The following is a 26,437-nucleotide window of genomic DNA, read 5'->3' on the forward strand; positions in this document are numbered from 1 at the left end:
GTAGAGGATAAAGTCAGCAAGAGAAGACACTCGACTACTGCTAGAAGAGATTGATTGTAAAAGGGAACAGTGACTTATGAATGAGGTTACAAATAATTATAGTTTGTCAAGTAGAGCATTGGAACACGTATTTTTAGGAGAAATAAGTAGAGCTGGCTCTCCTAAAGGGTATCATTGTAATAGAAATCTTGGAGATGAAAATGCAGAGGTTCTTCCGGATACAAAAGCAATAATTAGTGGTAATATTTTTGAATATATGGTACGTAGCAAAAACACTCATATTCTAAAGGAATCCAACCGAGGGTATTCAACTTTTTTTCCAGAGACTTGGTCTAGACAGCAGGTTTTAGATATGATAGAACACTCATGTCGATTAGTCGATCCAACTAGTGGTGTTTATATTTGTAATAACATTCTTGTTAAAATTGTAAAAAGAAATAGGAATATAATAACATTTTATCCAGTTCGTGAATAGTAGGTGGGAAATGAAGTTTGAACATAAAGTATTACGTATAGAGGAAATAGATGGCTATTGGCTAACATTGGTTCCAAGAAAAGAATTTGACGAGCAGAAAGTTACGGATTTATCGTGTAAAGCTATAGTTTCTGATATACGTGAAAAGTACTTTTTATTTTTAAAGAGACCCTTTAAAGAAGAATTGAATGTATATGTATTTTACAAAGGGGATTCAATTTTAATTATAGTAAATAAAATTGAAAATGAAGTTTATTTTTTTGAAAGATATCATGAAGATATTGACGAAGAATTCGAAAAACAATTTTCAACCTTAATTAGTATTCAAAAGGTATATAGAATATTTGAAAAATTGAATTTACGTGCATTATTAAAAGAAGATTTCAAAGGTACTGGTAATATAAAAAAATTAGAAAAATATATTAATTTTTATTGTAATGTTGATTCGACTTTTTTTGAACCGTTCAATATCTTAATTGCTCTTCTCAAAGAAAAAATTGAATTTACAAAAACTAAAGAATATACTTTGCCAATTTCACCGTATAAGATTGAAGAAGCGTATTATCAAATTATTGAAAGTTATAAAAACTATTGTCAGAAAAGTATCTTAAAACTTTTAAATTCGAACATTCCCCATCAAAAAGAAAAGTGGACAGAATGGGAGGAGGCATTAAGCGATTGGAAGGATTTTTATAATTCAAATCAATTTTTTCAGGGAAACGAGGTACTTATAGAAAGATATAGGGAAAACGAATATCTTAATGATTTCAAAATTCAATGTAAATCTAGGGGAATTAATACAAATTACGGAGAAGATGTATTAAAAAATACGATTTCAAGAATTATTGAGATTATATCATATAAGAAAGGTGTAAATATTGAAACAGTAGAACTTTCGCTGAAAAAAACAATCGGAGTTAAGAAAAAAGATGAACTTAACAGTTTTTTGATAAATAATATTATAGGAGAATAAACATGATCGACCGTTACTCTCGCCCTGAGATGGCGAACATTTGGAGTGAAGAAAATAAATACCGTGCTTGGCTTGAGGTGGAAATCTTGGCTGACGAGGCATGGGCTGAGTTGGGGGAAATCCCTAAGGAAGATGTGGCTTTGATTCGCGAGAAAGCGGACTTTGACATCGACCGTATTTTGGAGATTGAGCAGGAGACTCGTCACGATGTGGTTGCCTTCACGCGTGCAGTTTCTGAAACGCTAGGGGAAGAGCGCAAGTGGGTCCACTATGGTTTGACTTCTACCGACGTGGTGGATACGGCCTACGGTTACCTCTACAAGCAAGCCAACGACATCATCCGTCGTGACCTTGAAAACTTCACCAACATCATCGCTGATAAGGCTAAGGAGCACAAGTTTACCATCATGATGGGGCGTACCCACGGTGTGCATGCTGAGCCTACAACCTTTGGTCTGAAATTGGCGACTTGGTACAGCGAAATGAAGCGAAATATCGAGCGTTTTGAGCATGCGGCTGCTGGTGTAGAAGCTGGTAAGATTTCTGGTGCGGTTGGGAACTTTGCCAACATCCCACCATTCGTTGAAAAATACGTCTGTGACAAGCTTGGTATCCGTGCTCAAGAAATCTCTACACAGGTTCTTCCTCGTGACCTTCACGCTGAGTACTTTGCAGTTCTTGCTAGCATCGCGACTTCTATCGAGCGTATGGCGACTGAGATTCGTGGTTTGCAAAAATCAGAACAACGCGAAGTAGAAGAATTCTTTGCTAAAGGGCAAAAAGGTTCATCTGCAATGCCTCACAAACGCAACCCTATCGGTTCTGAGAACATGACAGGTCTTGCGCGTGTTATCCGTGGTCATATGATTACAGCCTATGAGAACGTCGCTCTCTGGCATGAGCGTGATATCTCTCACTCATCAGCTGAGCGTATCATCACACCAGATACGACTATTCTGATCGACTACATGCTCAACCGTTTTGGAAATATCGTCAAGAACTTGACGGTCTTCCCAGAAAACATGATCCGCAACATGAACTCAACTTTCGGTTTGATTTTCAGCCAACGCGCTATGTTGACCTTGATTGAAAAAGGTATGACCCGTGAGCAAGCCTATGACTTGGTGCAACCAAAAACAGCCTACTCTTGGGACAACCAAGTAGACTTCAAACCACTGCTAGAAGCAGATCCAGAGGTGACATCACGCCTCACACAAGAAGAAATCGACGAAATTTTCAACCCTCTTTATTACACTAAACGAGTGGATGATATTTTTGAACGTCTTGGATTAGGATAATTAGAAAAAATCGAAGTACTATTACTCTATTTATAGGAGTAGCAGAACTTCGGTTTTTCTTGTTTATTAAAGCTCTTTTGCTAAAAAGATTCCCTATATTTTAGTAAAATTTAAACAAATTTAATCTATCTTCATTGACATATAGAAAATACAGTTTTGATGGGATATAATAATCATAGAAAAAAGCCCAAGCAAGGCTCAGGCTTTCTTCTTAGTGATCACGGTCACATGAAATGAATTTGATTTTGTAGTAATCCGCTCGTTTATAAGTTTCGCTGTAAGCGAGAACCTGACCAGTAGACTCTAATTTAGTAGTCTTGGTTTGTAAAACGCTAGGGAATTGTTCATCGACTCCGAGGACTGAAGCCGCATGTTCTGGAGTTGGAAATGCTATTTCATTGATTTCTTCAAAATGTTCATCATTCATGTGGATGTGATAATCCAATTTGAAACGGTTATAGATAGAGCTATAATATTCAAGATTTGGATAATTTGCGTTGATGTATTGTTCTGGAATATAAGATGTGTGATAGATGTATACGACACCATTTGTTTCGCGTACACGTTCAATCTTGTAGTAGAATTGGTTACCGCGTAGTCCAAGTTTTTCTAGGTAGCTTAGTTTGTTTCCACGCTCAATAGAAAGGACGGTCACTTTATCATCTTTAGTTTCAAAAACTTCTACATCAGAAAACTCTACGAGTTTGTGTTTGCGTGCGCGTGAAACGAATGTACCCTTTCCTTGTTGGCGGACAATATAGCCATCTTTGGCAAGGTCGTTTAAGGCGCGGACAACTGTGATAGAACTTACATCATACATAGCGATCAATTCAGCTTCAGTGTAAAATTTATCTCCACTAGCGAATTGGCCAGAAATGATTTTGTTCTTTAATTCATCTTTTATATATTGATACTTTGGAATTGCCATAATTTCACCTCGATTTTCCTTCTCCGTTAAAGATTTTACCATAAAACCGGAAAGAATAGTAGTCTTTTGAATAAAAAAATTAGAATAATAGGCTATAAGGTTAATTTACATAAAAAATAGGAGGTTTTATACATTTTTATACATGCCACCTGTTTGAAGCTATATGTCTGTAAATTTTATATCTTTATAAGTTTTTTGTGTAAAAGTTGGGGAAAAATGAAAAAAATTGTGAAAAGCTATTGACAAATGTGGTATATTGAGTTATATTCAATATATCAACAAATGAAAGCGTAAACTTTAGTTGTCAGAAGGTAAGAATATGACACGATTTGAGATACGAGATGATTTTTATCTCGATGGAAAATCATTTAAGATTTTATCTGGCGCCATTCATTATTTTAGGGTTCCTCCAGAAGATTGGTATCATTCGCTCTATAACTTGAAGGCTCTTGGTTTTAATACAGTAGAGACTTATGTGGCTTGGAATTTACACGAGCCTCGTGAGGGTGAGTTTCACTTTGAAGGGGCTCTGGATTTGGAGCGATTTCTTCAGACAGCACAAGATTTGGGTCTCTATGCGATTGTTCGTCCGTCTCCCTTTATCTGTGCGGAGTGGGAATTCGGTGGCTTACCAGCCTGGCTCTTAACAAAGAATATGAGGCTTCGTTCCTCAGATCCAGCCTATATTGAAGCTGTAGGTCGCTACTATGACCAGCTCTTGTCACGGTTGGTTCCACATCTGTTGGACAATGGTGGCAACATCCTCATGATGCAGGTTGAAAATGAGTATGGTTCTTATGGAGAAGATAAGGCTTACCTGAGAGCCATTCGACAGTTGATGGAAGAGCGTGGCGTAACCTGTCCCCTCTTTACATCAGATGGTCCATGGAGAGCTACTCTGAAAGCTGGAACCTTAATCGAAGATGACCTCTTTGTAACAGGAAACTTTGGTTCTAAAGCTCCGTACAATTTTTCACAGATGCAGGAATTCTTTGATGAACATGGCAAGAAATGGCCACTCATGTGTATGGAGTTCTGGGATGGCTGGTTCAATCGTTGGAAGGAACCGATTATCACACGGGATCCGAAAGAATTAGCAGAAGCTGTTCGAGAGGTTTTGGAACAAGGCTCTATCAATCTTTACATGTTCCATGGTGGTACAAACTTTGGCTTCATGAATGGTTGCTCAGCTCGAGGAACTTTGGACTTGCCACAAGTTACATCGTATGACTACGACGCTCTTCTTGATGAAGAAGGAAATCCAACTGCCAAATATCTGGCAGTTAAGAAGATGATGGCAACACATTTCCCAGAGTATCCGCAGTTGGAACCACTCTACAAAGAGAGTATGGAGTTGGATGCTATTCCACTGGTTGAAAAAGTTTCCTTGTTTGAAACCTTAGATAGCTTGTCTAGTCCAGTAGGAAGTCTCTATCCTAAAAAGATGGAGGAGTTGGGACAAAGCTATGGCTACCTACTTTATCGAACAGAAACAAACTGGGATGCAGAAGAAGAAAGACTTCGTATCATTGATGGTCGAGATAGAGCTCAGCTTTATGTCGATGGTCAGTGGGTTAAAACCCAATATCAGACAGAGATTGGGGAAGATATTTTTTGTCAAGGTGAAAAGAAAGCGCTGTCTAGATTGGATATCTTGATAGAAAATATGGGGCGTGTCAACTATGGTCACAAGTTCTTAGCGGATACGCAACGTAAGGGAATTCGGACAGGGGTTTGTAAGGATTTGCACTTCTTACTAAACTGGAAACACTATCCACTCCCACTAGATAATCCTGAGAAAATTGATTTTTCAAAAGGATGGACAGAAGGACAACCAGCCTTTTACGCTTATGACTTTACAGTTCAAGAGCCAAAAGATACCTACCTAGACTTGTCTGAGTTTGGGAAAGGAGTTGCCTTTGTCAATGGGCAGAATCTAGGACGTTTTTGGAACGTCGGCCCGACCCTCTCGCTTTATATCCCTCATAGTTATCTTAAGGAAGGTGCCAACCGCATCATTATCTTTGAGACAGAGGGTGAATATAAAGAAGAGATTCATTTAACTCGTAAACCTACACTAAAACACATAAAGGGGGAAAACTTATGACAATTGTAGGATGCCGTATCGATGGACGTTTGATCCACGGACAAGTAGCCAACCTTTGGGCTGGAAAACTAAATGTTTCACGTATTATGGTTGTAGATGACGAAGTTGTCAACAACGACGTTGAAAAGAGTGGTTTGAAACTTGCGACACCACCAGGTGTAAAATTGAGTATTTTGCCAATTGAAAAAGCGGCAGCCAATATTCTTGCTGGAAAATACGATAGCCAACGTCTCTTTATCGTGGCTCGTAAACCAGACCGCTTCCTTGGTTTGGTTGAAGCAGGTGTACCACTTGAAACCCTAAATGTTGGGAATATGTCTCAAACACCAGAAACTCGCCCCATCACACGTTCTATCAATGTAGTAGACAAGGATGTGGAAGACTTCCACAAATTGGCAGAAAAAGGTGTTAAACTTACTGCTCAAATGGTTCCAAATGATCCAATTTCAGACTTTTTGAGCTTATTAAAATAGGAAAAAATTTTTAGGAGGTCATTGTTATGATACAATGGTGGCAAATTTTACTTCTCACTTTGTACTCAGCTTATCAAATCTGTGATGAGTTGACGATCGTTTCATCTGCAGGTTCCCCTGTATTTGCTGGTTTCATTACTGGTTTAATCATGGGAGATGTGACTACTGGTCTACTTATCGGTGGTAACTTGCAACTATTCGTTCTTGGGGTTGGCACCTTCGGTGGTGCCTCTCGTATCGACGCAACTTCTGGTGCGGTTCTTGCGACAGCCTTCTCTGTTTCACAAGGAATTGATACAGCGCTTGCGATTACAACAATCGCTGTGCCAGTAGCAACTCTCTTGACTTACTTCGACGTTCTTGGACGTATGACAACTACTTTCTTTGCTCACCGTGTGGATGCTGCAATCGAACGCTTTGACTATAAAGGTATTGAACGCAACTACCTACTTGGTGCGATTCCTTGGGCTTTATCTCGTGCCCTTCCAGTTTTCTTTGCCCTTGCCTTTGGTGGTGCCTTTGTACAATCAGTTGTAGACTTCGTTGAAGCATACAAATGGGTTGCAGCTGGTTTGACACTTGCAGGGCGTATGCTTCCAGGTCTTGGATTTGCAATCTTGCTTCGTTACCTTCCAGTTAAACGTAACCTTCACTACCTTGCTATGGGATTTGGTTTGACAGCTATGTTGACTGTTCTTTACTCATATGTAACAGGTCTTGGTGGCGCTGTTGCTGGTATCGTAGGTACTCTTCCTGCTGAAGTTGCTGAAAAAATTGGTTTCGTGAACAACTTCAAAGGCTTGTCTATGATTGGTATCTCTATCGTAGGTATCTTCCTTGCAGTGCTTCACTTCAAAAATAGCCAAAAAGTAGCTGTAGCAGCACCTTCTACACCATCAGAAAGTGGGGAAATCGAAGATGACGAATTCTAATTACAAACTTACAAAAGAAGATTTTAACCAAATCAATAAACGTAGCTTGTTTACTTTCCAATTGGGTTGGAACTACGAACGTATGCAAGCTTCTGGTTACCTTTACATGATTTTGCCTCAATTGCGTAAAATGTATGGGGATGGAACTCCTGAATTGAAAGAAATGATGAAAGTTCATACTCAATTCTTCAATACTTCACCATTCTTCCACACCATCATCGCTGGTTTTGATCTTGCCATGGAAGAAAAAGATGGTGTAGGTTCAAAAGATGCCGTTAATGGTATCAAGACAGGTTTGATGGGACCATTCGCTCCTCTTGGAGATACAATCTTTGGTTCACTTGTACCTGCTATCATGGGATCTATCGCAGCAACTATGGCTATCGGTGGTCAACCTTGGGGTATCTTCCTTTGGATTGCAGTTGCAGTAGCGTATGATATCTTCCGTTGGAAACAGTTGGAATTTGCCTACAAAGAAGGGGTTAACCTTATCAACAACATGCAAAGTACCTTGACAGCTTTGATTGACGCTGCATCTGTACTTGGTGTCTTCATGATGGGTGCTCTTGTAGCAACAATGATCAACTTTGAAATTTCTTACAAATGGGCAATCGGTGAGAAGATGATTGACTTCCAAGACATCTTGAACCAAATCTTCCCACGCTTGCTTCCAGCAATCTTTACTGCCTTTATCTTCTGGTTGCTTGGTAAGAAAGGTATGAACTCTACTAAAGCTATCGGTATTATTATCGTACTTGCTTTGGCTCTTTCTGCCTTTGGTAAATTTGTACTTGGAATGGGCGCATAATTTATGACGCAATCATTAATTTTGGTGAGTCATGGTCGTTTCTGTGAAGAACTTAAAGGTAGCACTGAAATGATTATGGGGCCACAAGACAATATTTACACAGTAGCTCTTCTTCCAGAAGATGGCCCAGAAGAATTTACTGCAAAATTTGAAGCTGCTATTGAAGGATTGGATGATTTCCTAGTCTTTGCGGATCTTCTCGGTGGAACACCATGTAACGTGGTAAGCCGTTTGATTATGGAAGGTCGTGACATCGAACTTTACGCAGGGATGAATCTTCCAATGGTGATTGAATTTATCAATGCGAGCCTGACAGGCGCAGATGCGGACTACAAGAACCGTGCTGCAGAAAGCATTGTTAAAGTCAATGATTTATTAGCGGGCTTCGATGATGATGAAGATGAATAAGATGTGACAACGTGAAAATCATAGGGAAAATAGGCGATAGGAGGATGGAGCGATGCTCCGACGATAATCGGTCTTTTTCCCAAAGATTTTAGTTGGAACTCGATTCAATTCATGTGACAACGTGAAAATCGTTAGAGTATTTTATATAGAATATACATGGGAATGGGGCTTACTCCCATTCCCATATTTAATAGAAAAAGAGGAATTCAATGCTACATTATACAAAAGAAGACTTGCTCGAATTGGGTGCAGAAATCACTACACGTGAAATCTACCAACAGCCTGATGTCTGGAAAGAAGCTTTTGAATCTTATCAAGCAAAACGTGAAGAAATTGCAGCCTTCCTGCAAGGGATTGCTGATAAACATGACTATATCAAGGTAATCTTGACAGGTGCTGGGACTTCTGCTTATGTGGGAGATACCTTGGTACCTTACTTTAAGGAAGTATATGACGAACGCAAATGGAATTTCAATGCTATTGCGACAACAGATATCGTTGCCAATCCAGAAACCTATTTGAAAAAAGATGTGGCGACTGTCCTTGTATCTTTTGCTCGTAGTGGGAACTCGCCTGAAAGTGTGGCGACTGTTGATTTGGCCAAAGCCTTGGTGGATGAGCTTTATCAAGTGACGATTACTTGTGCAGCAGATGGTAAATTGGCTCTTCAAGCTCATGGAGATGACTGCAATCTCTTGCTCTTGCAACCAGCTGCTTCTAATGACGCTGGATTTGCCATGACTTCTAGCTTTACGTCTATGATGTTAACAGCTCTCTTGGTCTTTGATCCTACAGAATTTGCTTTGAAAGCTGAACGTTTTGAAGTTGTATCTAGTCTTTCCCGTAAAGTTTTAGACAATGCAGAAGATGTCAAAGAGCTTGTTGACCTAGATTTTAACCGCGTCATCTATCTAGGCGCTGGTCCATTCTTTGGACTTGCTCATGAAGCTCAGCTCAAGATTTTGGAATTAACAGCTGGTCAAGTTGCGACCATGTATGAAAGCCCAGTTGGCTTCCGTCACGGTCCAAAATCACTGATCAACGAAGATACAGTTGTTTTGGTCTTTGGTACAACGACAGACTACACTCGTAAGTACGACTTGGACTTGGTTCGTGAAGTTGCTGGTGATCAGATTGCTCGTCGTGTTGTGCTTTTGAGTGATCAAACCTTTGGCCTTGAAAATGTCAAAGAAGTGGCCCTTGGTTGTGGCGGTGTATTGAATGATATTTACCGTGTCTTCCCTTACATCGTTTATGCCCAACTCTTTGCCCTATTGACTTCACTCAAGGTAGAAAATAAACCTGATACACCGTCTCCTACAGGTACCGTAAACCGTGTGGTACAAGGTGTTATCATCCACGAATATCAAAAGTAAGGAAATGTTTATGAATTCTTGACAAGAGAATTTGTAAACTATCAGATAAACCATAGATTGTCAGTAGGCTTTCTATGGTTTGTTTGCTTGAGAGAAATAGTAAAAGGAGAACAGAATGAAAGCATACACAGAGCGTGTATTTGGAAATGTTGAGGGTAAGGATGTCTTGGCCTATCGTTTTGAGACGGACGGTGGCTACCAGCTTGAAGTCATGACTTATGGTGCGACTATCTTGCGTTATGCCACGCCTGACAAGGCTGGAAATTTTGCCAATGTTATCTTGGGATTTGATGATTTTGATAGCTATGTAGGCAATAGTCCCAAGCATGGAGCTAGCGTAGGTCCTGTGGCGGGACGTATTGCAGGTGCGACCTTTGAATTAAATAGCAAGACCTATGACCTTGAAGTCAACAATGCTAGCAATTGTAACCACAGTGGTTCAACTGGTTGGGATTCCAGCTTGTTTGAACTAGTTGAAGTGAGCGACCATGGCTTGACCCTCTACACAGAGCGTACAGACGGGACAGGAGGATTTCCTGGGAATCTTAAGATTTGGATTAGCTACTATTTGGAAGAAACTGGTGCCTATGAAATCAGCTACAAGGTAACAACAGATCAGGATACGCTGGTCAATCCAACCAATCACAGCTATTTCAACTTGTCTGGTGATTTCACGCAGACGATTGACCGTCATGTCTTCCAACTAAACACAGAGGGCATTTACCCAATCGCTCCAGATGGTGTTCCTGCCAAAACTTCAGATGCCAATCGTGATGTGGTCAAACACATCTACAATGGTGCCTTGTTGAAGGATATCTTTGCAGAGGACGATGAGCAAATCCAACTGGTATCTGGTTTGGACCACCCCTTTGCCCTTCCTGCAGGTCATGACAATGCTGGTTTCCTTTATGACCAAAACTCAGGTCGTTTCCTACTTTTCAAGACAGAGGCTCCTTGTTTTGTAGTCTACACAGCAAACTTTGTGGATGAGAGTGTTATCATAGGAGGTCAGCCAATGCTACAGCACAATGGGATTGCCCTTGAAGCGCAAGCTTTACCAGATGCCATTCACAGTGATCTCAAAGACCAAGTTGTCCTCAAAGCCGGTCAAACCTTCACCAGTAAGACACGTTATGAGCTTGTTGTGAAATAAAGGATGAAGCTTCTACTTTTCGGAGGAAATAGCATTTGCCTCATGACATTGGTAGAAACGGGCAAAGAGTAGGGAAATATGATATAATTTAATAGTGAAAATACCTGTCCTATCTAGAGGATAAAAGGAGAAAAAGATGAAGAAAATTGTATTTGCTAGCGCCTTGGCTTTGACCTTGGCAGGAGCAGTTTTGACAACTGATGTTTTTGCGAATGACAGACTGGTGGCAACACAATCTGTTAATGGTAAAAATGAAAATGTATTGACCTCAGAGGTGCTAAAACCTGCTAGTGGCAATGTTTTGGTTGGAATCAAGGGAGAATTTTTAACTCCAAATAAACAATCTATTTTGGACGCGATTAATAAGATTCGTAAGGAAGCGGCTGATGAAGGTTTGGTAGATAAGTATGTCCCTATTAAATGGTCTACTGATCTTGAGAAAACTGCTTTTGTACGAGCTACTGAGGTGTCAGTAGCTTTAAAACCTGAGCGTCTTTCTACTAAAGAAATCTGGACTGCTTTTCCATCTAGCAATAGTATAAGAGGAGAAGCTTTAGATGTGAACTATGAAGGTTTTCTAAAAGCAATTGAAAACTGGCATGCTGAGAAGGCGAATTATGTAGCGAAAAAGAAGGGTGGAACCTCTAAAGAATTTACAGGTTATTATGAGGTTTTGATTAATCCTAAATTTACATATGTGGGTCTTGCAGCTTTTAAAAACGCAGCCAGCTCTCAGCAAGTAGCAACGATTTCTCTAGCTTTAGGTGATGATGCTTCTTCAGAGGAATTGGCTGGTGGATATGGTTCTGCTATTCAGTATACAGAAGTGACTGCATCAAATCTTTCAACAGTTAAAAGTAAAGCTACGGTTGTAGAAAAACCGCTGAAAGATTTTAGAACATCTACATCTAGTCAGTCTGGATGGGTGAAGTCTAATGGAAAATGGTATTTTTATGAGTCTGGTGATGTGAAGACAGGCTGGGTGAAAACGGGTGGTAAATGGTACTACTTGAATGATTTAGGTGTCATGCAGACTGGATTTGTAGAAGTTGATGGTGCATGGTATTTCCTTGATAGTTCAGGCGCGATGTTTACAGGCTGGGGAACAGATGGTAGTAGATGGTTCTACTTTGATGGCTCAGGAGCTATGAAGACAGGCTGGTATAAGGAAAATGGTACTTGGTATTATCTTGATCAGTCAGGTGTCATGAAGACAGGTTGGTTTAAAGTAGGCAAGCACTGGTACTATGCATATGGTTCAGGAGCTTTGGCAGTCAGCACAACAACACCAGATGGTTACCGTGTAAATGGTAATGGTGAATGGGTTAACTAGGCTGAAAATAGCAAGTCATAGGTAAAGTATTCATCTTACTTAGCAAAAAGAATGAACGATAAGAAAGAGGTTGATGGCGGACATTGACCTCTTTTTGTTAGAATATAGGCTTCAAGTTGTCTGGCTTGACTTTCTTGGTGGGAATTATATAATGTATGTAATAAAATCGATTACAACTGGAAAAGAGGACCATTTATGACCTATGAATACAAGAGCCACATTTATTTAGCAGAGGCAGTTTTAAATGTAAAGGATTTGGTCAGTCAAACAGCCTTTTATCAGCAAATCATTGGTTTAGAAATCTTATCTCAAACGTATACAGAGGCCATTCTAGGAAGCGGTGGAAAAGCCTTGGTACACTTGATTCAAGTACAAGAGAGTGGTGACGTAAGGGAACATTATGGTCTTTACCATCTGGCTATTCTCTTGCCGTCACGAAAGACTTTGGCTGATGTCTTGAAACACCTGACAGATTTACAGATTCCTCTTGTGGGCGGTTCAGACCATGGTTATAGTGAGGCTCTTTACTTGGAGGATTTAGAGGGAAATGGTATTGAACTCTATCGAGATAAGCCGGTTTCCACATGGGATATTCGAGAAGATGGACGCATTATCGGGGTGACAGAGGCCCTTGCGGCGCAGGATATCTATGAGTTGGGGGAAAGAGTAGAGCCCTTTACTTTAGCCGAGGGTACGAGAATAGGGCATATCCATCTGTCCGTCAAGGATAGTCGAAAGTCAAGCCAATTTTATCAAAAGGTATTAGGGCTAGAGGATAAATTCAGTGTACCTAGTGCCAGTTGGATTGCAGCTGGGGATTACCATCATCATTTGGCAGTCAACGAATGGGGAGGAAAAGGCCTAGCTCCGCGTAAGCAAGGCTTGCCAGGTTTGGCCTATTATGTTATTGAAGTCGCACATAAAGAAGAACTGTTAACGATTGCTCTGCGAGCACAAGAAGTTGATGCACTAATCAAATGGCTGACATCGATCCAGTTGGAAATCACAGACCCAGACGGAATTGTGACTCGTATCTGCTTAGACAGATAAAACGAGGAATTTCTATCAAGTTATCAGCATGGATAGTTTACCTTTTGAAACGTCTTTGGTAACAGAACTGCGTGAGCTGGATGGGCGATAATTTTGACAAAGGAGCTGATTAGAGATATAATGAAGAAAAATCGAGCAAGGAAAAAGAAATGACAAACTCAAAGTATATTACTCGTTTGAAACGTTCAGAGGGCCAGTTACGTGGAATTCAAAAGATGATTGAAGAAGATCGTGACTGTGCTGATATTGTTACGCAACTAACAGCCGTGAAATCTAGTGTAGAGCGCGTGATTGAGATGATAATTACCGAAAACCTTACTGAATGCATCAACCAGCCGCTAGATGATCCTGAAGCTCAAAAGGAACGCCTAGAAAAGGCTATCCGATACTTGATTAAACGGAAATAAAGAGATGAGAGTTGCAAAGATCTCTGCTATTAGAATAGTTGAATGTGAATTAAGAGAGGCTGGAAAAAGTCTTTAAAATTAAAAAAACGCATATTATTATCAGGTGCAGTTCAAAAAAACCTTGATAATATGCGTTTTATTGTGGGGAGATTTATACTCTTCGAAAATCTCTTCAAACCACGTCAGCTTCACCTTGCCGTAGAAATATGTTCCTGACTTTGTCAGTCTTATCTACAACCTCAAAACAGTGTTTTGAGCAGTCTGCGACTAGCTTTCTAGTTTGCACTTTGATTTTCATTGAGTATTACTTCACTTTTTCCTGAAATTGAGTTTTTGCCCAGCTCCTCTTGATTATTCTACTTGACCGGGCCAAGCATTCATACCACCTTCTACATTGATAACGGTGAGGCCTTGGGCGCTGAGAAATTGGCAGGCAGAGGCAGAACGCACTCCACCTTGACAGATGACATGGTATTCATGGTCAGGTTTGAGTTCTTTGTATCCTTGTTCCAAGGTACTTAATGGAAGATTTTTGGCACCTGGTGCATGTCCTGCTTGGAATTCATGTGCTTCACGGACATCGATAAGCTCTAAATTTTCATTTTGATATTTTTCATAAAAGTCAGCCATACTGATACTAGTTTCCATATTCTACTCCCTCTGGCTTAGCCATTTTGTATAGTGAATAAGCGCCGTCAAGGTTTTGGACGGTAAATCCTGCTTGCTTGAGGATACGCTCTGCGATATAGCTGCGCAAACCACTGTGGCAGCTAACGATATAGGCTTGGTTCTTGTCCAGTTCGTCCAAGCGTTCCCGTAGTTCGTTTAGGGGGATGTGGATGGTATCGACTTTGAGTCGACCACTTTGGAATTCGCCACTTGTCCGTACATCTAGGAATTTCTTTCCCTTAGCTAGTTCGTCTTCTAGCTGGTACCATTGAATATTGTCGCTGAGACCTTCGATAAGGTTCAAGGCTGCGTAGCCCAGCATATTGACGGGATCCTTGGTAGAGCCAAATGGTGGCGCATAGGTGAACTCCAATTCTGGCAAGTCAAAGATGGTGAGATTTCCCTTGATAGCAGTTGCTAGGATATCGATTCGATTGTCAACACCTTTCTTCCCAACTCCTTGGGCACCATAGATTTTTCCAGTGGTCGGGTCAAAGAGGAGCTTCAAGGTCATATCAGTAGCGCCTGGATAATAACTAGCGTGGTCTTTTCCACTGACATGAAGTGCCTTGTAAGGAAGTTGATTCATGCTAAGGATACGCTCGCTGAGACCAGTCGATGCAGCTGTCATATCAAAGGCACGAACGATAGCAGTGCCGATACTACCCTTGTTTGTACGCCCGAGTCCTGCGATGACGTCTGCCACTTGGCGTCCCTGACGATTGGCAGGAGAAGCGAGAGAGATGAGAGCATCTTGGCCTGTAATCTCTTGCTTGACGACGATGGCATCTCCAACTGCAAAGATATCTTTTTGACTGGTTTCGTAACGTTCATCGACTAGGATTCCACCACGAAGTCCCAGTTCAATCCCTGCAACTTTGGCCAGTCCGTTTTCAGGTTCAACACCGACAGAAAGGATGGTGAGGTCAGAAGTGATCTTTTGACCGTTTTCGAGAACGATGACTTTTCCTTGCTCTTCAAATCGAGTTGCAGACTGAGAAGTGATGATGCGAACGTCATTTTTGACCAACTCTGCTTGGACAAAGGCTGCCATTTCCTGATCTAATAGCGGCAAGACATGGGGTGCTTTCTCAACGATAGTAACTTGCAATCCACGTTTTGCCAGGTTTTCAGCCATTTCAAGTCCGATAAAGCCTGCACCGATAACGACAGCTTCTTTTGGATGATTGTCCAAGGCTGCCATAATTTCATCGAGATCGGGAACATTGCGAAGCGTGTAGGTATTCTTAGTTTCTGCCAAACCCTCAATGGCAGGAACAAATGGTTTAGCTCCTGGGGAGAGAATCAACTTGTCGTAGCTTTCTGTAAAGTCTTGTCCATCGTGTCGCACCGTCACAGTGTGTTCTTCTGGCGAAATCTGGATGACCTCGTGAAATGGTCGCACATCTAGATTAAAGCGTGCCTTGAGACTTTCAGGAGTTTGGACCAATAAACTATCACGGTTTGCAATTTCTCCTGAAACATAGTAAGGAAGCCCGCAGTTTGCAAAGGAAACAAAGGGACCTTTCTCAAAAATAGTGATTTCAGCGTCTTCCATGAGACGTCTGAGACGGGTTGCTGCTGACATTCCGCCTGCAACTCCCCCGATAATGATAATTTTCATTGACTTCCTCCTTTATGCTTCTAGATGACTTTTCCTGTCCAAGCACTCATACCGCCTCGGACATTGATGACATCATAGCCTTTTTTCTTAAGCTTTTTCGCAGCTAGTTTGCTTCGCACACCAGAATGACAAATGACATAGAGTGTTTCTTTTGTTGTTGGTGTGTAGGAACCAATTTCGGTCAGAGGAACATTCTTGGCATTTTTGATATGACCTCTACGAAATTCCATCGGCGTCCGAACATCCAGTAGCTGAATTGGTTCCTTGAGTTTAGCTTCTAACTCGCTGGTAGAAATACTGTCAATTTTTGTAAATAAGTGAAACATAGGCACCTCCAAATATACCCTTATGGGGTATATTAAACCATGAAGTCAAGCTTTTGTCAAGCAAGTTGTTTTGACTTGGTGGAGATTGGTTGCGATTGTATTGTTTTTTTCCTCGGTTCCTCAGCTTCCTCCTTGACATTCGGTCCGCTTTTGATACAATAGTACAAAATTAGAGGAGGTGGGTTATGATTCAGAAACATGCGATTCCCATTTTAGAGTTTGATGACAATCCTCAGGCGGTCATCATGCCTGATCACGAGGGGCTGGACTTGCACTTGCCCAAGAAGTGTGTCTATGCATTTTTAGGTGAGGAGATTGACCGCTATGCGAGGGAAGTAGGGGCGGATTGTGTCGGCGAATTCGTTTCTGCCACTAAGACCTATCCAGTCTATGTCGTGAACTACAAAGGCGAGGAAATTTGTCTGGCTCAGGCTCCTGTCGGTTCAGCTCCAGCAGCTCAGTTTATGGATTGGTTGATTGGATATGGTGTGGAGCAGATTATCTCTACTGGTACCTGTGGTGTGCTGGCTGATATAGAAGAAAATGCCTTTCTAGTCCCTGTTCGCGCTATGCGAGATGAAGGAGCCAGTTACCACTATGTGGCACCTTCTCGTTATATGGAAATGCAGCCAGAGGCTATTACTGCGATTGAGCAAGTTTTGGAAGCCAGAGGGATTCCTTATGAAGAAGTCATGACCTGGACGACAGACGGTTTTTACCGAGAAACGGCTGAAAAGGTGGCCTATCGTAAGGAAGAAGGCTGTGCTGTTGTAGAGATGGAGTGTTCTGCGCTTGCGGCAGTAGCCCAACTGCGTGGGGTTCTCTGGGGAGAGTTGCTGTTCACAGCTGATTCCTTAGCGGACTTGGACCAGTACGACAGTCGTGACTGGGGTTCAGAAGCTTTCGAGAAGGCCTTGGAACTCTGCCTTGAGATAGCCTCTAAGTTCTAGCTACTCTTCTTCTTTTTATGGTACAATGGATGTATGTTATTCAAATTATTTGTGAAAAAACTTGAAAGAGTCTTTGGTGGACTTTCGCCAGCACGTCGGATTTTTTTAAGTTTCGCTGGAGTTATTTTTATAGGCTCTCTCCTTTTGAGTTTGCCTTTTGTTCAGGCGAGCGGTTCGCAGGCCACTTATTTTGACCATCTTTTTACGACGGTGTCTATGGTCTGTGTAACCGGCCTTTCTACGCAACCGGTGGCTACTACCTATAATGTCTGGGGGCAGTTGATTTGTATGCTCTTGATACAGATTGGTGGCTTAGGTCTCATGACTTTTATCGGGGTCTTTTATATTCAGGGGAAGCAAAAGCTTAGTCTTCGCAGTCGTGAAACCATTCAGGAGAGCTTCAGTTACGGGGAGACTCGGTCGCTGAAGGCTTTTATGCGGTCCATCTTTTTGACGACTTTTCTGGTGGAGGGCTTGGGTGCCTTCCTACTAAGTTTTCGTTTTATTCCTGAGTTTGGTTGGGGACGGGGTATTTTTACCTCTATCTTCTTAGCTATTTCAGCCTTTTGTAATGCTGGTTTTGATAATTTCGGCAGTAGCAGTTTAGTGGCTTTTCAGACGGATCCCTTGATTAATCTGGTTATTGCTGGCTTGATTATCACAGGTGGTCTTGGCTTTATGGTTTGGTTTGACTTGGCAACCCAGTTTGACAAGAAGAAAAAACGCCGTCTGCGTTTCCACACCAAGCTGGTTCTCTTCTTGACTGCAGGGATTTTGCTGTTTGGGACAGTATCTACTCTCTTTACGGAGTGGCACAATCCAGGAACCATTGGCAATCTCGGTGTTCCAGAGAAAGTGCTGGTTAGCTTTTTCCAAACCGTCAGCATGAGAACGGCTGGTTTTGCCTCTATTGATTACACCCAAGCTCGGCCTGTGACCCTGTTTATCTATATCCTACAGATGTTTCTGGGTGGGGCGCCTGGAGGGACGGCTGGGGGTCTCAAGATTACGACTTTCTTTGTCTTATTGGTCTTTGCGCGTAGTGAATTGTTGGGCTTACCTCATGCTAATGTTGCGCAGAGAACCATTGAGGCTCGAACAGTCCAAAAATCCTTTAGTGTCTTCATTATCTTTTTGATGACCTTCTTGTTGGGCTTGATGTTGTTGGGAATTACAGCAGAAGGAACACCGCGCTTTATCTATCTTATGTTTGAGACCATTTCAGCCCTTGCGACAGTTGGGGTAACGGCAAATCTGACGCCAGAACTGGGTAAGCTAGCTCTCAGCATTGTCATGGTGCTCATGTTTATCGGCCGTATCGGTCCCTTAACCTTGCTGGTTAGTCTAGCGGATTACCAGCCTGATAAGAAAGATTTGATTCAGTATATGAAAGCAGATATTAGTATTGGATAAGAAAGGAAGAACTATGTCAGATCGTACGATTGGAATTTTAGGTTTGGGGATTTTCGGGAGTAGTGTCCTGACGGCCCTCGCCAAGCAAGATATGAATATCATTGCCATTGACGACCACGCCGAGCACATCAATCAATTTGAACCAGTTTTGGCGCGTGGAGTAGTTGGTGATATCACAGATGAGGAACTCCTCAGAACCGCAGGGATTGATACCTGTGACACGGTTGTAGTCGCAACAGGGGAAAATCTAGAGTCGAGTGTGCTTGCAGTTATGCATTGTAAGAGTCTAGGGGTACCAAGGGTTATTGCCAAGGTCAAAAGCCAGACAGCTAAGAAGGTACTGGAAAAAATCGGTGCTGACTCGGTGATTTCACCTGAGTATGAAATGGGGCAGTCTCTAGCGCAGACCATTCTCTTTCATAACAATGTTGATGTCTTTCAGCTGGATAAAAATGTGTCTATCGTGGAGATGAAAATTCCGAGTGTTTGGGCAGGTCAAAGCCTGAGCCAGCTGGATCTACGTGGCAAATATAACCTCAATGTCCTAGGATTTCGTGAACAAGAAAATTCACCGCTGGATGTCCAATTTGGCCCTAATGACCTCTTGAAGGCGGATGCCTATATCTTGGCGGTCATTAACAACCAGTATCTAGATGACTTGGCAGAATTAAATTCGTAAGGAGGGAATTTCCCTCTTTTTTAATGTTCAAGATAGGAAATTGGGAGAACACCTTGTATTCCAGTAAAAGTCCTTCAAAAACTGGACTTTATGGTAGAATAGAAAGAAGTGACAAGAGAGAAAGAAAAAATCAGTCCCCTAAAGGAGTAGATTATGAAGTTATTGTCTATCGCCATCCCCAGCTATAATGCCGCTGCCTATCTTCATTACTGTGTGGAGTCGCTAGTGATTGGTGGTGAGCAAGTTGAGATTTTGATTATCAATGACGGATCTCAGGACCAGACTCAGGAAATCGCTGAGCGTTTAGCCAGCAAGTATCCTAACATCGTTAGAGCTATCTATCAGGAAAATAAGGGCCATGGCGGTGCGGTCAATCGTGGCTTGGCGGAGGCTTCTGGGCGCTATTTTAAAGTAGTGGATAGTGATGACTGGGTGGATCCTCGTGCTTACCTAAAGATTCTTGAAACCTTGCAGGAACTAGAGGGTGATGGTCAAGAGGTTGACGCCTTTGTGACTAATTTTGTCTATGAAAAGGAAGGTCAGTCTCGTAAGAAGAGTATGAGTTATGAGTCAGTCTTGCCTGTCCAACAGATTTTTGGCTGGGATCAGGTCGGAAATTTCTCAAAAGGCCAGTATATCATGATGCACTCGCTGATTTACCGGACAGATTTATTGCGTGCTAGCCAGTTCCAATTGCCTGAGCATACCTTTTATGTCGATAATCTTTTTGTCTTTACCCCCCTTCAGCAAGTCAAGACCATGTACTATCTTCCTGTCGATTTCTATCGTTATTTGATTGGGCGTGAGGACCAGTCTGTCAATGAGCAAGTGATGATTAAGCGCATTGACCAGCAACTCAAGGTCAATCGACTCTTGGTAGACCAGCTTGATTTATCTAGAGTAAGCCACCCAAAAATGAGAGAATATCTACTGAATCATATTGAAATCACGACGGTTATTTCCAGTGCCCTGCTCAACCGAGCTGGAACAGCAGAGCATCTTGCAAAAAAACGTGAGCTGTGGACCTATATTCAGCAGAAAAATCCAGAGGTCTTTCAGGCTATCCGTAAGACCATGCTCAGCCGTTTGACCAAACATTCAGTCTTGCCAGCTCGCAAACTTTCTAATGTTGTCTATCAAATTACCAAGTCTGTTTATGGATTTAATTAATATAAGTATTTTATAAGAGGGATTTAAGAAAAATTTTAACTTTTTCTTAATCCTGTTTAATTTTAGGAGATTATACTAGAGTCATCAAATAAAGAAAAACTCTAAGGAGAATCCTATGAAATTCAATCCAAATCAAAGATATACTCGTTGGTCTATTCGCCGTCTTAGTGTCGGTGTTGCCTCAGTTGTTGTGGCCAGTGGCTTTTTTGTCCTAGTTGGTCAACCAAGTTCTGTACGTGCCGATGTGGTAAATCCAACCTCTGCCCAAGTCGTGCCAGACGCTGCTTCGGTGAGTGAAAAGAGCGACTTACCAGCAGAACTTCTCAAAGAAGCAGTCGATACAGCTCTTCCTTCAGAACAGGCAGACGTAACACCTAAAGCAAGCTTGGATGCTACAAGCTCTCCAGAAAAAGTGAATGTAGCTGATAAAGACCAAGTGGTAGCGCCAAAAGAAGAAGTTCAAGCAAAACCAGAATCTAAGAAACAAACAGAATATGCGGTTAAACCTGCGACAAATCCTGCGCCTACAGTTTCTGGACAAGACCGTGAAGCAAGTGAAGTGCAGCCAGCAACTACCCCAGCTGAAGTGCAAAAAGGTGTGGCTGACAATACTAAAGACACAGTAGATGTCCCAGCTACTTACTTGGATAAAGCCAATTTCCCAGGCCCATTCACAGCCGGTGTTAACCAAGTCATTCCTTACGAATTTTTCGCCGGTGACGGTATGTTGACTCGTCTTATCTTGAAGGATTCAGACAAGGCCCCATGGTCAGATAACGGTTCAGCCAAAAATCCCGCCCTTCCACCAGTAGAAAACTTAGGCAAAGGTCTTTACTTCTATGAAGTAGACTTGGCAGGAACTCAAGGCAAATCAGATAAAGAGCTTCTAGACCTTTTGAAACAAAACGGCACTCAAAGTTATAAAGCTACTATTAAAGTGTACGGTGCTAAAGATGGCAAGGCTGATTTGAGCAATCTTGTAGCGACTAAGGATTTGGATGTCAACTTGAACGGCTTGACTACCCCAGCTGAAGTGCAAAAAGGCGTGGCCGACAACACTAAAGACACAGTAGATGTCCCAGCTACTTACTTGGACAAAGCCAACTTCCCTGGTCCATTCACAGCCGGCGTCAACCAAGTCATTCCATACGAATTCTTCGCTGGTGACGGTATGTTAACTCGCCTTATCTTGAAGGCTTCAGACAAGGCTCCATGGTCAGACAACGGCTCAGCAAAAAATCCAGCTCTTCCACCAGTAGAAAAATTGGGCAACGGCCTCTACTTCTACGAAGTGGACTTGGCCGGCACCCAAGGTAAATCAGATAAAGAGCTTCTTGACCTCTTGAAACAAAATGGCACTCAAAGTTATAAAGCTACTATCAAGGTATACGGTGCCAAAGACGGCAAGGCTGATTTGAGCAATCTCGTAGCGACTAAAGATTTGACAGTGAACTTGAATGGACATCAGTCTCTGATTCCGATGCAGTCAGGTTTCGTCCCATCTTCTAATGGTTCAGCTATGCCGGCTCCAATGATGAATAGTCATCAAGATGCGTCTAAGATGAACGCTCAAATGCCAAGTGCTCATCAAGATGAGATGAAATCTCAAATGCCAGCTGCTAGTCAGGATAAGATGATGCCTAACAAAGAGCAGGACAAAAACATGAATGCTAGCCAGCCTATGGCAACACCAAGCATGAAACAAGATCAAGTTCCAGCAGCCTCAAGCAAAATGTCTGATGAAGGCAAGATGGCATCTACTAACAAGGAGTCAAGTCCAATGATGGCTGATCAAATGAAAGACAAAAAAGACATGCTTCCATATACTGGTGAAGCCCAAACATCAATGGCTACTCTTGGATTCTTTGGCCTCACCTTAGCAGGACTATTAGGCGGACTCAGTTTGAAAGCTAAAAAAGAGGAAAATGACTAGTCTAGTTACAGACTTTCTATCTAGGATTTGAAAAATCCAGATATCGATTAGAATGTTCGTAAAGAGATTAAAATAGTGTTATACTATTGTGGTATAGCACTGTTTTTTTCAAAGGAGAGACAGATGGGAAAGACAATTTTACTCGTTGACGACGAGGTAGAAATCACAGATATTCATCAACGTTATCTGGTTCAGGCAGGATATAATGTTTTGGTGGCCCATGATGGAGCAGAGGCCTTAGAAATCTTCAAGCGAAAACCAATTGATTTGATTATTACAGATATCATGATGCCTCGGATGGATGGTTATGATTTGATTAGTGAGGTTCAGTATCAATCTCCAGATCAGCCTTTTCTATTTATCACGGCTAAGACCAGCGAGCAGGACAAGATTTATGGCCTGAGCTTAGGGGCAGATGACTTTATTGCCAAGCCCTTTAGCCCTCGTGAGCTGGTTTTGCGTGTCCACAATATCTTGCGTCGCCTTCATCGTGGAGGTGAGACAGAAGTCGTCAGTCTCGGGGATTTACGGATGAATCACGGTAGCCATGAGGTCCAAGTCGGAGATGTGGCGCTTGATTTGACAGTCAAATCCTTCGAACTTCTATGGCTTCTAGCCAGCAATCCAGAGCGGGTTTTCTCTAAGACAGACCTCTATGAAAAGGTCTGGCAGGAAGACTATGTGGATGACACCAATACCTTGAATGTTCATATTCATGCTCTTCGACAGGAGTTGGCTAAACATGCTAGTGCAGAAACACCGACCATCAAAACCGTCTGGGGCTTGGGCTACAAAATTGAGAAAGCACGAGGTAGTCAATGAAATTAAAAAGTTATATTTTAGTGGGGTATGTCATTTCAACACTCCTAACGATTATCGTGGTTTTTTGGGCTGTTCAAAAAATGCTGATTGAGAAAAGCGAGATTTACTTTCTGCTTGGAATGACCATCGTTGCCAGCCTTGTCGGTGCTGGGATTAGTCTCTTTCTCCTATCGCCGGTCTTTACTTCATTGGGCAAACTTAAGGAACATGCCAAGCGGGTAGCGGATAAGGATTTTCCATCAAATCTGGAGGTTCAAGGACCTATGGAATTTCAGCAGTTAGGGCAAGTCTTCAATGAAATGTCCCATGATTTGCAGGAAACTTTTGATTCCTTGGAAGAAAGCGAACGAGAAAAGGGCTTGATGATTGCCCAGCTGTCGCATGATATCAAGACCCCCATCACTTCGATCCAAGCGACGGTAGAAGGGATTTTGGATGGGGTTATCAAGGAGGGAGAACAAGCTCATTATCTAGCAACCATTGGACGCCAGACAGAAAGGCTTAATAAACTGGTTGAGGAGTTGAATTTTTTGACCCTAAACACAGCTAGAAATCAGGTGGAAACTACCAGCAAAGACAGCATTTTTCTGGACCAGCTCTTGATTGAGTGCATGAGTGAATTTCAGTTCTTGATTGAGCAGGAGGAGCGAGATGTCCACTTGCAGGTGATCCCAGAGTCTGCCCGAATTGAAGGAGATTATGCCAAACTTTCTCGCATCTTGGTGAATCTGGTCAATAACGCTTTTAAATATTCTGCTCCAGGAACCAAGCTGGAAGTGGTGGCTAAGCTGGAGAAGAACCAGCTTTCAATCAGTGTGACGGATGAGGGACAGGGCATTGCACCAGAGGACTTGGAGAATATTTTCAAACGCCTTTATCGTGTCGAAACTTCGCGCAATATGAAAACAGGTGGTCATGGCTTAGGTCTTGCGATTGCGCGTGAATTGGCCCATCAATTGGGTGGAGAAATCACAGTTACCAGTCAGTACGGCCTCGGAAGCACCTTTACTCTCGTTCTCGATCTCTCTGGCAGTGAAAATAAAGCTTAAAACCCCTTTACAAATTCATCTATTCATGGTAAAATGGATTTTGTGTGAAATATCAGCAGGAAAGCATGAAGCTCGTCAACAGGTGTCTTATGATAAGTAACCTTGGCTGTTTAGGCGAAGGGCATCTGCACGAATCAGGGCTTTCTAAGTGACTATTTCCACCGAAATATTATTTATATCAGGAGGACATTTACATGTCACGTTATACAGGACCATCTTGGAAACAAGCTCGTCGCCTTGGCCTTTCACTTACAGGTACAGGTAAAGAATTGGCACGTCGTAACTACGTACCAGGACAACACGGACCAAACAATCGTTCTAAATTGTCAGAATACGGTTTACAATTGGCTGAAAAACAAAAACTTCGTTTCACTTACGGTGTAGGTGAAAAACAATTCCGTAACTTGTTCGTACAAGCTACAAAAATCAAAGGCGGAATCCTAGGTTTCAACTTTATGCTTCTTTTGGAACGTCGTTTGGATAACGTTGTTTACCGTCTTGGTCTTGCGACTACTCGTCGTCAAGCTCGTCAATTCGTAAACCACGGTCACATCCTTGTTGACGGAAAACGTGTTGACATCCCATCATACCGCGTAACTCCAGGTCAAGTGATCTCAGTTCGTGAAAAATCATTGAAAGTTCCAGCAATCCTTGAAGCAGTAGAAGCTACTCTTGGACGTCCAGCATTCGTATCATTCGACGCTGAAAAATTGGAAGGTTCATTGACTCGCTTGCCAGAACGCGACGAAATCAACCCAGAAATCAACGAAGCACTTGTCGTTGAATTCTACAACAAAATGCTTTAATTTTAAGAAATATCTTACAGAAAGCCTACAACAGTGGGCTTTTTGCTTTGTCTTAAAACGTTGATTTCTGGGTTTGTCCCCCTTTTTGTCCCCCTTTACAAAGAACTTACAGCTTTCTCATAAAATGAGACGGCTGTTTTTGCTTTTTCTTTGGAGAGATGACTGTAAGTGTCCATAGTCATAGCTAGTGTAGAATGACCTAGACGGTGTTGTAATTCTTTATATGGTATTCCAGAGTTTAGCAAAAGACTAGCGTGTGTGTGTCTAAAACCGTGGAATCCAATATTAGGTACACCAGCATGTTTGAAACGTGTGTTTAAACGAGTTGATAGTGTTTTATTGTTTGGGTATTTATGAATAAAATCTGAGAAGACAACAGTTTCAGTCCGACCAAGTTTCCAAGCTTCTTGCCTTTGTCTTTTTTGATACACTTTTAAGACCTCTATAGTTTGTGGGTCAATATCAATTGTGCGATAACTTGCCTCAGACTTTGGGCTGTTAATCTCACCTAAATGATTTAGTGTCTTTGTAATATTCACAGTTGCATTATTTAGGTCAATATCTGACCAGTGTAGAGCTAAGGCTTCGTTAATACGGCAACCAGTAGCAAGAAGAAACTTGTACAAAGTAATTTCATAGATATTTCTATATATTGCTAAGTTAGCCTCTTCTAAATAGCTGAGAAATTGCTTTAACTCTAAGTTATTAAAGTGTTTTACTTTGTTTCTACCCTTTTTTATTTTACGAGGAAGAATAACTTCACGAGCTGGATTCATATCAATAATCTGCATTGTCACAGCATATTGTAGTATACGTTTATTTAGCGCGTGAATTTTATCATAGTGTAGAAATGCGCCTTCTTCTCGTTTGTTAGCACGTAGAGCTAGTTGATTAACAATGCGTTGGATAGTTGGAGTAGTTAACTTATCTAACCTATAAGAACCAAATAAAGGAATCACATGGTTAGATAGTAGTCGCTTTACTGAATCTTGCGTATTTGGTTTTACTGTGTGTTGATAGCTTTCCCACCATAGTTGAGCTACTTCTTCATAACTTGTTAGTGGGATTATTTCTTTTTTAGTGAAGCCATTATTTTGGAATTCAGCCTTAGCTAATTGAGCTTTTTTCTTCAATTCAGTTTTAGTTCTAGCTGTCAGATTAGACTTTATTTTTTTTCCTGTGAGTTTATCTACTCCTAAGTATACTTTGGCACGATATACAGTGCTACCATTTTGTTTTTTTATTTCTGCTATTTTCATTTTTTAACCTTTCTAA

Annotated in this window: 26 protein-coding genes; 21 read left to right on the forward strand and 5 right to left on the reverse strand. The window is 41.6% G+C overall.

Going from position 1 to position 26,437, the window contains the following annotated elements:
• Positions 1–76 precede the first annotated feature (76 nt).
• From SMSK564_RS0102815 to purB, 3 genes are read left to right on the forward strand one after another with little or no spacing between them, the layout of a single operon-like run.
• Positions 77–475, forward strand: coding sequence for an EndoU domain-containing protein (locus tag SMSK564_RS0102815; protein WP_001006817.1), 399 nt, complete (start codon positions 77–79; stop codon positions 473–475).
• 10 nt (positions 476–485) lie between these two features.
• Positions 486–1,448 (forward strand): hypothetical protein, encoded by a 963-nt coding sequence (locus SMSK564_RS09790; RefSeq protein ID WP_000667210.1) that lies wholly within the window; start codon positions 486–488, stop codon positions 1,446–1,448.
• A 2-nt stretch (positions 1,449–1,450) separates the two neighbouring features.
• Positions 1,451–2,746, forward strand: coding sequence for an adenylosuccinate lyase (purB, locus tag SMSK564_RS09795; protein WP_000567246.1), 1,296 nt, complete (start codon positions 1,451–1,453; stop codon positions 2,744–2,746).
• Between the two features lie 211 nt (positions 2,747–2,957).
• Here purB and SMSK564_RS09800 read toward each other — a convergent pair whose 3' ends face one another.
• On the reverse strand, positions 2,958–3,674 hold the full coding sequence (locus SMSK564_RS09800; protein ID WP_001007194.1) for a GntR family transcriptional regulator: 717 nt from the start codon (positions 3,672–3,674) through the stop codon (positions 2,958–2,960).
• 319 nt (positions 3,675–3,993) lie between these two features.
• Between SMSK564_RS09800 and SMSK564_RS09805 the strand changes: the two genes are divergently transcribed.
• From SMSK564_RS09805 to SMSK564_RS09850, 10 genes are all read left to right on the forward strand, one after another.
• Positions 3,994–5,781: a glycoside hydrolase family 35 protein gene (locus SMSK564_RS09805; protein WP_000196568.1), complete on the forward strand. Its 1,788-nt coding sequence runs from the start codon at positions 3,994–3,996 to the stop codon at positions 5,779–5,781.
• Positions 5,778–6,254 (forward strand): PTS sugar transporter subunit IIB, encoded by a 477-nt coding sequence (locus SMSK564_RS09810; protein ID WP_000156972.1) that lies wholly within the window; start codon positions 5,778–5,780, stop codon positions 6,252–6,254. The genes SMSK564_RS09805 and SMSK564_RS09810 overlap by 4 nt, the downstream gene beginning before the upstream one ends.
• Positions 6,255–6,280: 26 nt before the next feature.
• Complete coding sequence (locus tag SMSK564_RS09815; RefSeq protein WP_000617017.1) at positions 6,281–7,186, forward strand: PTS mannose/fructose/sorbose/N-acetylgalactosamine transporter subunit IIC; 906 nt, start codon at positions 6,281–6,283, stop codon at positions 7,184–7,186.
• On the forward strand, positions 7,173–7,994 hold the full coding sequence (locus SMSK564_RS09820) for a PTS system mannose/fructose/sorbose family transporter subunit IID (protein WP_000185294.1): 822 nt from the start codon (positions 7,173–7,175) through the stop codon (positions 7,992–7,994). The genes SMSK564_RS09815 and SMSK564_RS09820 overlap by 14 nt, the downstream gene beginning before the upstream one ends.
• A gap of 3 nt (positions 7,995–7,997) precedes the next feature.
• Entirely contained in the window at positions 7,998–8,402 is a 405-nt protein-coding gene (locus tag SMSK564_RS09825; protein ID WP_000194481.1) for a PTS sugar transporter subunit IIA, read from the forward strand.
• A gap of 209 nt (positions 8,403–8,611) precedes the next feature.
• Positions 8,612–9,778: an SIS domain-containing protein gene (locus SMSK564_RS09830; RefSeq protein WP_000903534.1), complete on the forward strand. Its 1,167-nt coding sequence runs from the start codon at positions 8,612–8,614 to the stop codon at positions 9,776–9,778.
• Between the two features lie 115 nt (positions 9,779–9,893).
• Positions 9,894–10,931, forward strand: coding sequence for an aldose epimerase family protein (locus tag SMSK564_RS09835; RefSeq protein ID WP_000649435.1), 1,038 nt, complete (start codon positions 9,894–9,896; stop codon positions 10,929–10,931).
• Positions 10,932–11,067: 136 nt separating this feature from the next.
• A complete protein-coding gene (locus tag SMSK564_RS09840; RefSeq protein ID WP_000724619.1) occupies positions 11,068–12,264 on the forward strand; it encodes a CAP domain-containing protein in 1,197 nt (398 codons plus the stop codon).
• A gap of 195 nt (positions 12,265–12,459) precedes the next feature.
• A complete protein-coding gene (locus SMSK564_RS09845) occupies positions 12,460–13,314 on the forward strand; it encodes a VOC family protein (RefSeq protein ID WP_000220691.1) in 855 nt (284 codons plus the stop codon).
• A gap of 149 nt (positions 13,315–13,463) precedes the next feature.
• The gene (locus SMSK564_RS09850; RefSeq protein WP_000185159.1) at positions 13,464–13,721 is read left to right on the forward strand and encodes a metal-sensitive transcriptional regulator; all 258 of its coding nucleotides are present in this window, start codon (positions 13,464–13,466) and stop codon (positions 13,719–13,721) included.
• Positions 13,722–14,072: 351 nt separating this feature from the next.
• Here the strand turns inward: SMSK564_RS09850 and SMSK564_RS0102830 are convergent, their stop codons facing one another.
• Genes SMSK564_RS0102830 through SMSK564_RS09860 form a run of 3 tightly spaced genes read right to left on the reverse strand, consistent with a single transcriptional unit; the run spans position 14,073 to position 16,340 of the window.
• Positions 14,073–14,369 (reverse strand): rhodanese-like domain-containing protein, encoded by a 297-nt coding sequence (locus tag SMSK564_RS0102830; protein ID WP_000450175.1) that lies wholly within the window; start codon positions 14,367–14,369, stop codon positions 14,073–14,075.
• Positions 14,359–16,014: an FAD-dependent oxidoreductase gene (locus SMSK564_RS09855; RefSeq protein WP_000691359.1), complete on the reverse strand. Its 1,656-nt coding sequence runs from the start codon at positions 16,012–16,014 to the stop codon at positions 14,359–14,361. Before SMSK564_RS09855 ends, SMSK564_RS0102830 begins: the two co-directional genes overlap by 11 nt.
• A 20-nt stretch (positions 16,015–16,034) precedes the next feature.
• Positions 16,035–16,340: a rhodanese-like domain-containing protein gene (locus SMSK564_RS09860; RefSeq protein WP_000468855.1), complete on the reverse strand. Its 306-nt coding sequence runs from the start codon at positions 16,338–16,340 to the stop codon at positions 16,035–16,037.
• A gap of 185 nt (positions 16,341–16,525) precedes the next feature.
• Between SMSK564_RS09860 and SMSK564_RS0102835 the strand changes: the two genes are divergently transcribed.
• The 8 genes from SMSK564_RS0102835 to rpsD all read left to right on the forward strand — a co-directional run bounded on the left by SMSK564_RS0102835 (position 16,526) and on the right by rpsD (position 25,162).
• Positions 16,526–17,290 carry a nucleoside phosphorylase gene (locus SMSK564_RS0102835; protein ID WP_000614978.1) on the forward strand — a complete coding sequence of 255 codons (765 nt, stop codon included), beginning with the start codon at positions 16,526–16,528 and terminating at the stop codon, positions 17,288–17,290.
• 33 nt (positions 17,291–17,323) lie between these two features.
• Entirely contained in the window at positions 17,324–18,703 is a 1,380-nt protein-coding gene (locus tag SMSK564_RS09865) for a TrkH family potassium uptake protein (RefSeq protein ID WP_000897716.1), read from the forward strand.
• 13 nt (positions 18,704–18,716) lie between these two features.
• Positions 18,717–19,382 (forward strand): potassium channel family protein, encoded by a 666-nt coding sequence (locus tag SMSK564_RS09870; protein ID WP_001283905.1) that lies wholly within the window; start codon positions 18,717–18,719, stop codon positions 19,380–19,382.
• A gap of 153 nt (positions 19,383–19,535) precedes the next feature.
• Positions 19,536–20,552, forward strand: a complete 1,017-nt coding sequence (locus SMSK564_RS09875; RefSeq protein ID WP_000771881.1) for a glycosyltransferase family 2 protein — start codon at positions 19,536–19,538, stop codon at positions 20,550–20,552.
• 115 nt (positions 20,553–20,667) lie between these two features.
• Positions 20,668–22,485: an SSURE domain-containing protein gene (locus SMSK564_RS09880; protein ID WP_000671479.1), complete on the forward strand. Its 1,818-nt coding sequence runs from the start codon at positions 20,668–20,670 to the stop codon at positions 22,483–22,485.
• Positions 22,486–22,608: 123 nt separating this feature from the next.
• On the forward strand, positions 22,609–23,307 hold the full coding sequence (locus tag SMSK564_RS09885; protein ID WP_000520645.1) for a response regulator transcription factor: 699 nt from the start codon (positions 22,609–22,611) through the stop codon (positions 23,305–23,307).
• A complete protein-coding gene (locus SMSK564_RS09890; RefSeq protein ID WP_000769783.1) occupies positions 23,304–24,356 on the forward strand; it encodes a HAMP domain-containing sensor histidine kinase in 1,053 nt (350 codons plus the stop codon). Before SMSK564_RS09885 ends, SMSK564_RS09890 begins: the two co-directional genes overlap by 4 nt.
• A 194-nt stretch (positions 24,357–24,550) precedes the next feature.
• Positions 24,551–25,162 (forward strand): 30S ribosomal protein S4, encoded by a 612-nt coding sequence (gene rpsD, locus SMSK564_RS09895; RefSeq protein WP_000092756.1) that lies wholly within the window; start codon positions 24,551–24,553, stop codon positions 25,160–25,162.
• Between the two features lie 95 nt (positions 25,163–25,257).
• On the opposite strand, the gene SMSK564_RS09900 is transcribed toward rpsD, so the two are convergent.
• On the reverse strand, positions 25,258–26,421 hold the full coding sequence (locus tag SMSK564_RS09900) for a tyrosine-type recombinase/integrase (protein WP_000683944.1): 1,164 nt from the start codon (positions 26,419–26,421) through the stop codon (positions 25,258–25,260).
• Positions 26,422–26,437: the final 16 nt, after the last annotated feature.

Origin of the sequence: Streptococcus mitis SK564 (assembly GCF_000148525.1) — a bacterium.
GTDB classification, from domain to species: Bacteria; Bacillota; Bacilli; order Lactobacillales; family Streptococcaceae; genus Streptococcus; species Streptococcus mitis_H.

Bases quoted from the DNA above. Each gene is read 5' to 3' on its own strand.
- SMSK564_RS09835 (WP_000649435.1), top strand. From the start codon at position 9,894: ATGAAAGCATACACAGAGCGTGTATTTGGAAATGTTGAGGGTAAGGAT.
- SMSK564_RS09810 (WP_000156972.1), top strand. From the start codon at position 5,778: ATGACAATTGTAGGATGCCGTATCGATGGACGTTTGATCCACGGACAA.
- SMSK564_RS09875 (WP_000771881.1), top strand. From the start codon at position 19,536: ATGAAGTTATTGTCTATCGCCATCCCCAGCTATAATGCCGCTGCCTAT.
- SMSK564_RS09870 (WP_001283905.1), top strand. From the start codon at position 18,717: ATGTCAGATCGTACGATTGGAATTTTAGGTTTGGGGATTTTCGGGAGT.
- SMSK564_RS09900 (WP_000683944.1), bottom strand. From the start codon at position 26,421: ATGAAAATAGCAGAAATAAAAAAACAAAATGGTAGCACTGTATATCGT.
- purB (WP_000567246.1), top strand. From the start codon at position 1,451: ATGATCGACCGTTACTCTCGCCCTGAGATGGCGAACATTTGGAGTGAA.
- rpsD (WP_000092756.1), top strand. From the start codon at position 24,551: ATGTCACGTTATACAGGACCATCTTGGAAACAAGCTCGTCGCCTTGGC.
- SMSK564_RS09820 (WP_000185294.1), top strand. From the start codon at position 7,173: ATGACGAATTCTAATTACAAACTTACAAAAGAAGATTTTAACCAAATC.
- SMSK564_RS09885 (WP_000520645.1), top strand. From the start codon at position 22,609: ATGGGAAAGACAATTTTACTCGTTGACGACGAGGTAGAAATCACAGAT.
- SMSK564_RS09825 (WP_000194481.1), top strand. From the start codon at position 7,998: ATGACGCAATCATTAATTTTGGTGAGTCATGGTCGTTTCTGTGAAGAA.
- SMSK564_RS09855 (WP_000691359.1), bottom strand. From the start codon at position 16,014: ATGAAAATTATCATTATCGGGGGAGTTGCAGGCGGAATGTCAGCAGCA.
- SMSK564_RS09800 (WP_001007194.1), bottom strand. From the start codon at position 3,674: ATGGCAATTCCAAAGTATCAATATATAAAAGATGAATTAAAGAACAAA.
- SMSK564_RS09845 (WP_000220691.1), top strand. From the start codon at position 12,460: ATGACCTATGAATACAAGAGCCACATTTATTTAGCAGAGGCAGTTTTA.
- SMSK564_RS0102830 (WP_000450175.1), bottom strand. From the start codon at position 14,369: ATGGAAACTAGTATCAGTATGGCTGACTTTTATGAAAAATATCAAAAT.
- SMSK564_RS09840 (WP_000724619.1), top strand. From the start codon at position 11,068: ATGAAGAAAATTGTATTTGCTAGCGCCTTGGCTTTGACCTTGGCAGGA.
- SMSK564_RS09790 (WP_000667210.1), top strand. From the start codon at position 486: ATGAAGTTTGAACATAAAGTATTACGTATAGAGGAAATAGATGGCTAT.
- SMSK564_RS09805 (WP_000196568.1), top strand. From the start codon at position 3,994: ATGACACGATTTGAGATACGAGATGATTTTTATCTCGATGGAAAATCA.
- SMSK564_RS09850 (WP_000185159.1), top strand. From the start codon at position 13,464: ATGACAAACTCAAAGTATATTACTCGTTTGAAACGTTCAGAGGGCCAG.
- SMSK564_RS09880 (WP_000671479.1), top strand. From the start codon at position 20,668: ATGAAATTCAATCCAAATCAAAGATATACTCGTTGGTCTATTCGCCGT.
- SMSK564_RS09860 (WP_000468855.1), bottom strand. From the start codon at position 16,340: ATGTTTCACTTATTTACAAAAATTGACAGTATTTCTACCAGCGAGTTA.
- SMSK564_RS09890 (WP_000769783.1), top strand. From the start codon at position 23,304: ATGAAATTAAAAAGTTATATTTTAGTGGGGTATGTCATTTCAACACTC.
- SMSK564_RS09865 (WP_000897716.1), top strand. From the start codon at position 17,324: ATGTTATTCAAATTATTTGTGAAAAAACTTGAAAGAGTCTTTGGTGGA.
- SMSK564_RS09830 (WP_000903534.1), top strand. From the start codon at position 8,612: ATGCTACATTATACAAAAGAAGACTTGCTCGAATTGGGTGCAGAAATC.
- SMSK564_RS0102815 (WP_001006817.1), top strand. From the start codon at position 77: ATGAATGAGGTTACAAATAATTATAGTTTGTCAAGTAGAGCATTGGAA.
- SMSK564_RS09815 (WP_000617017.1), top strand. From the start codon at position 6,281: ATGATACAATGGTGGCAAATTTTACTTCTCACTTTGTACTCAGCTTAT.
- SMSK564_RS0102835 (WP_000614978.1), top strand. From the start codon at position 16,526: ATGATTCAGAAACATGCGATTCCCATTTTAGAGTTTGATGACAATCCT.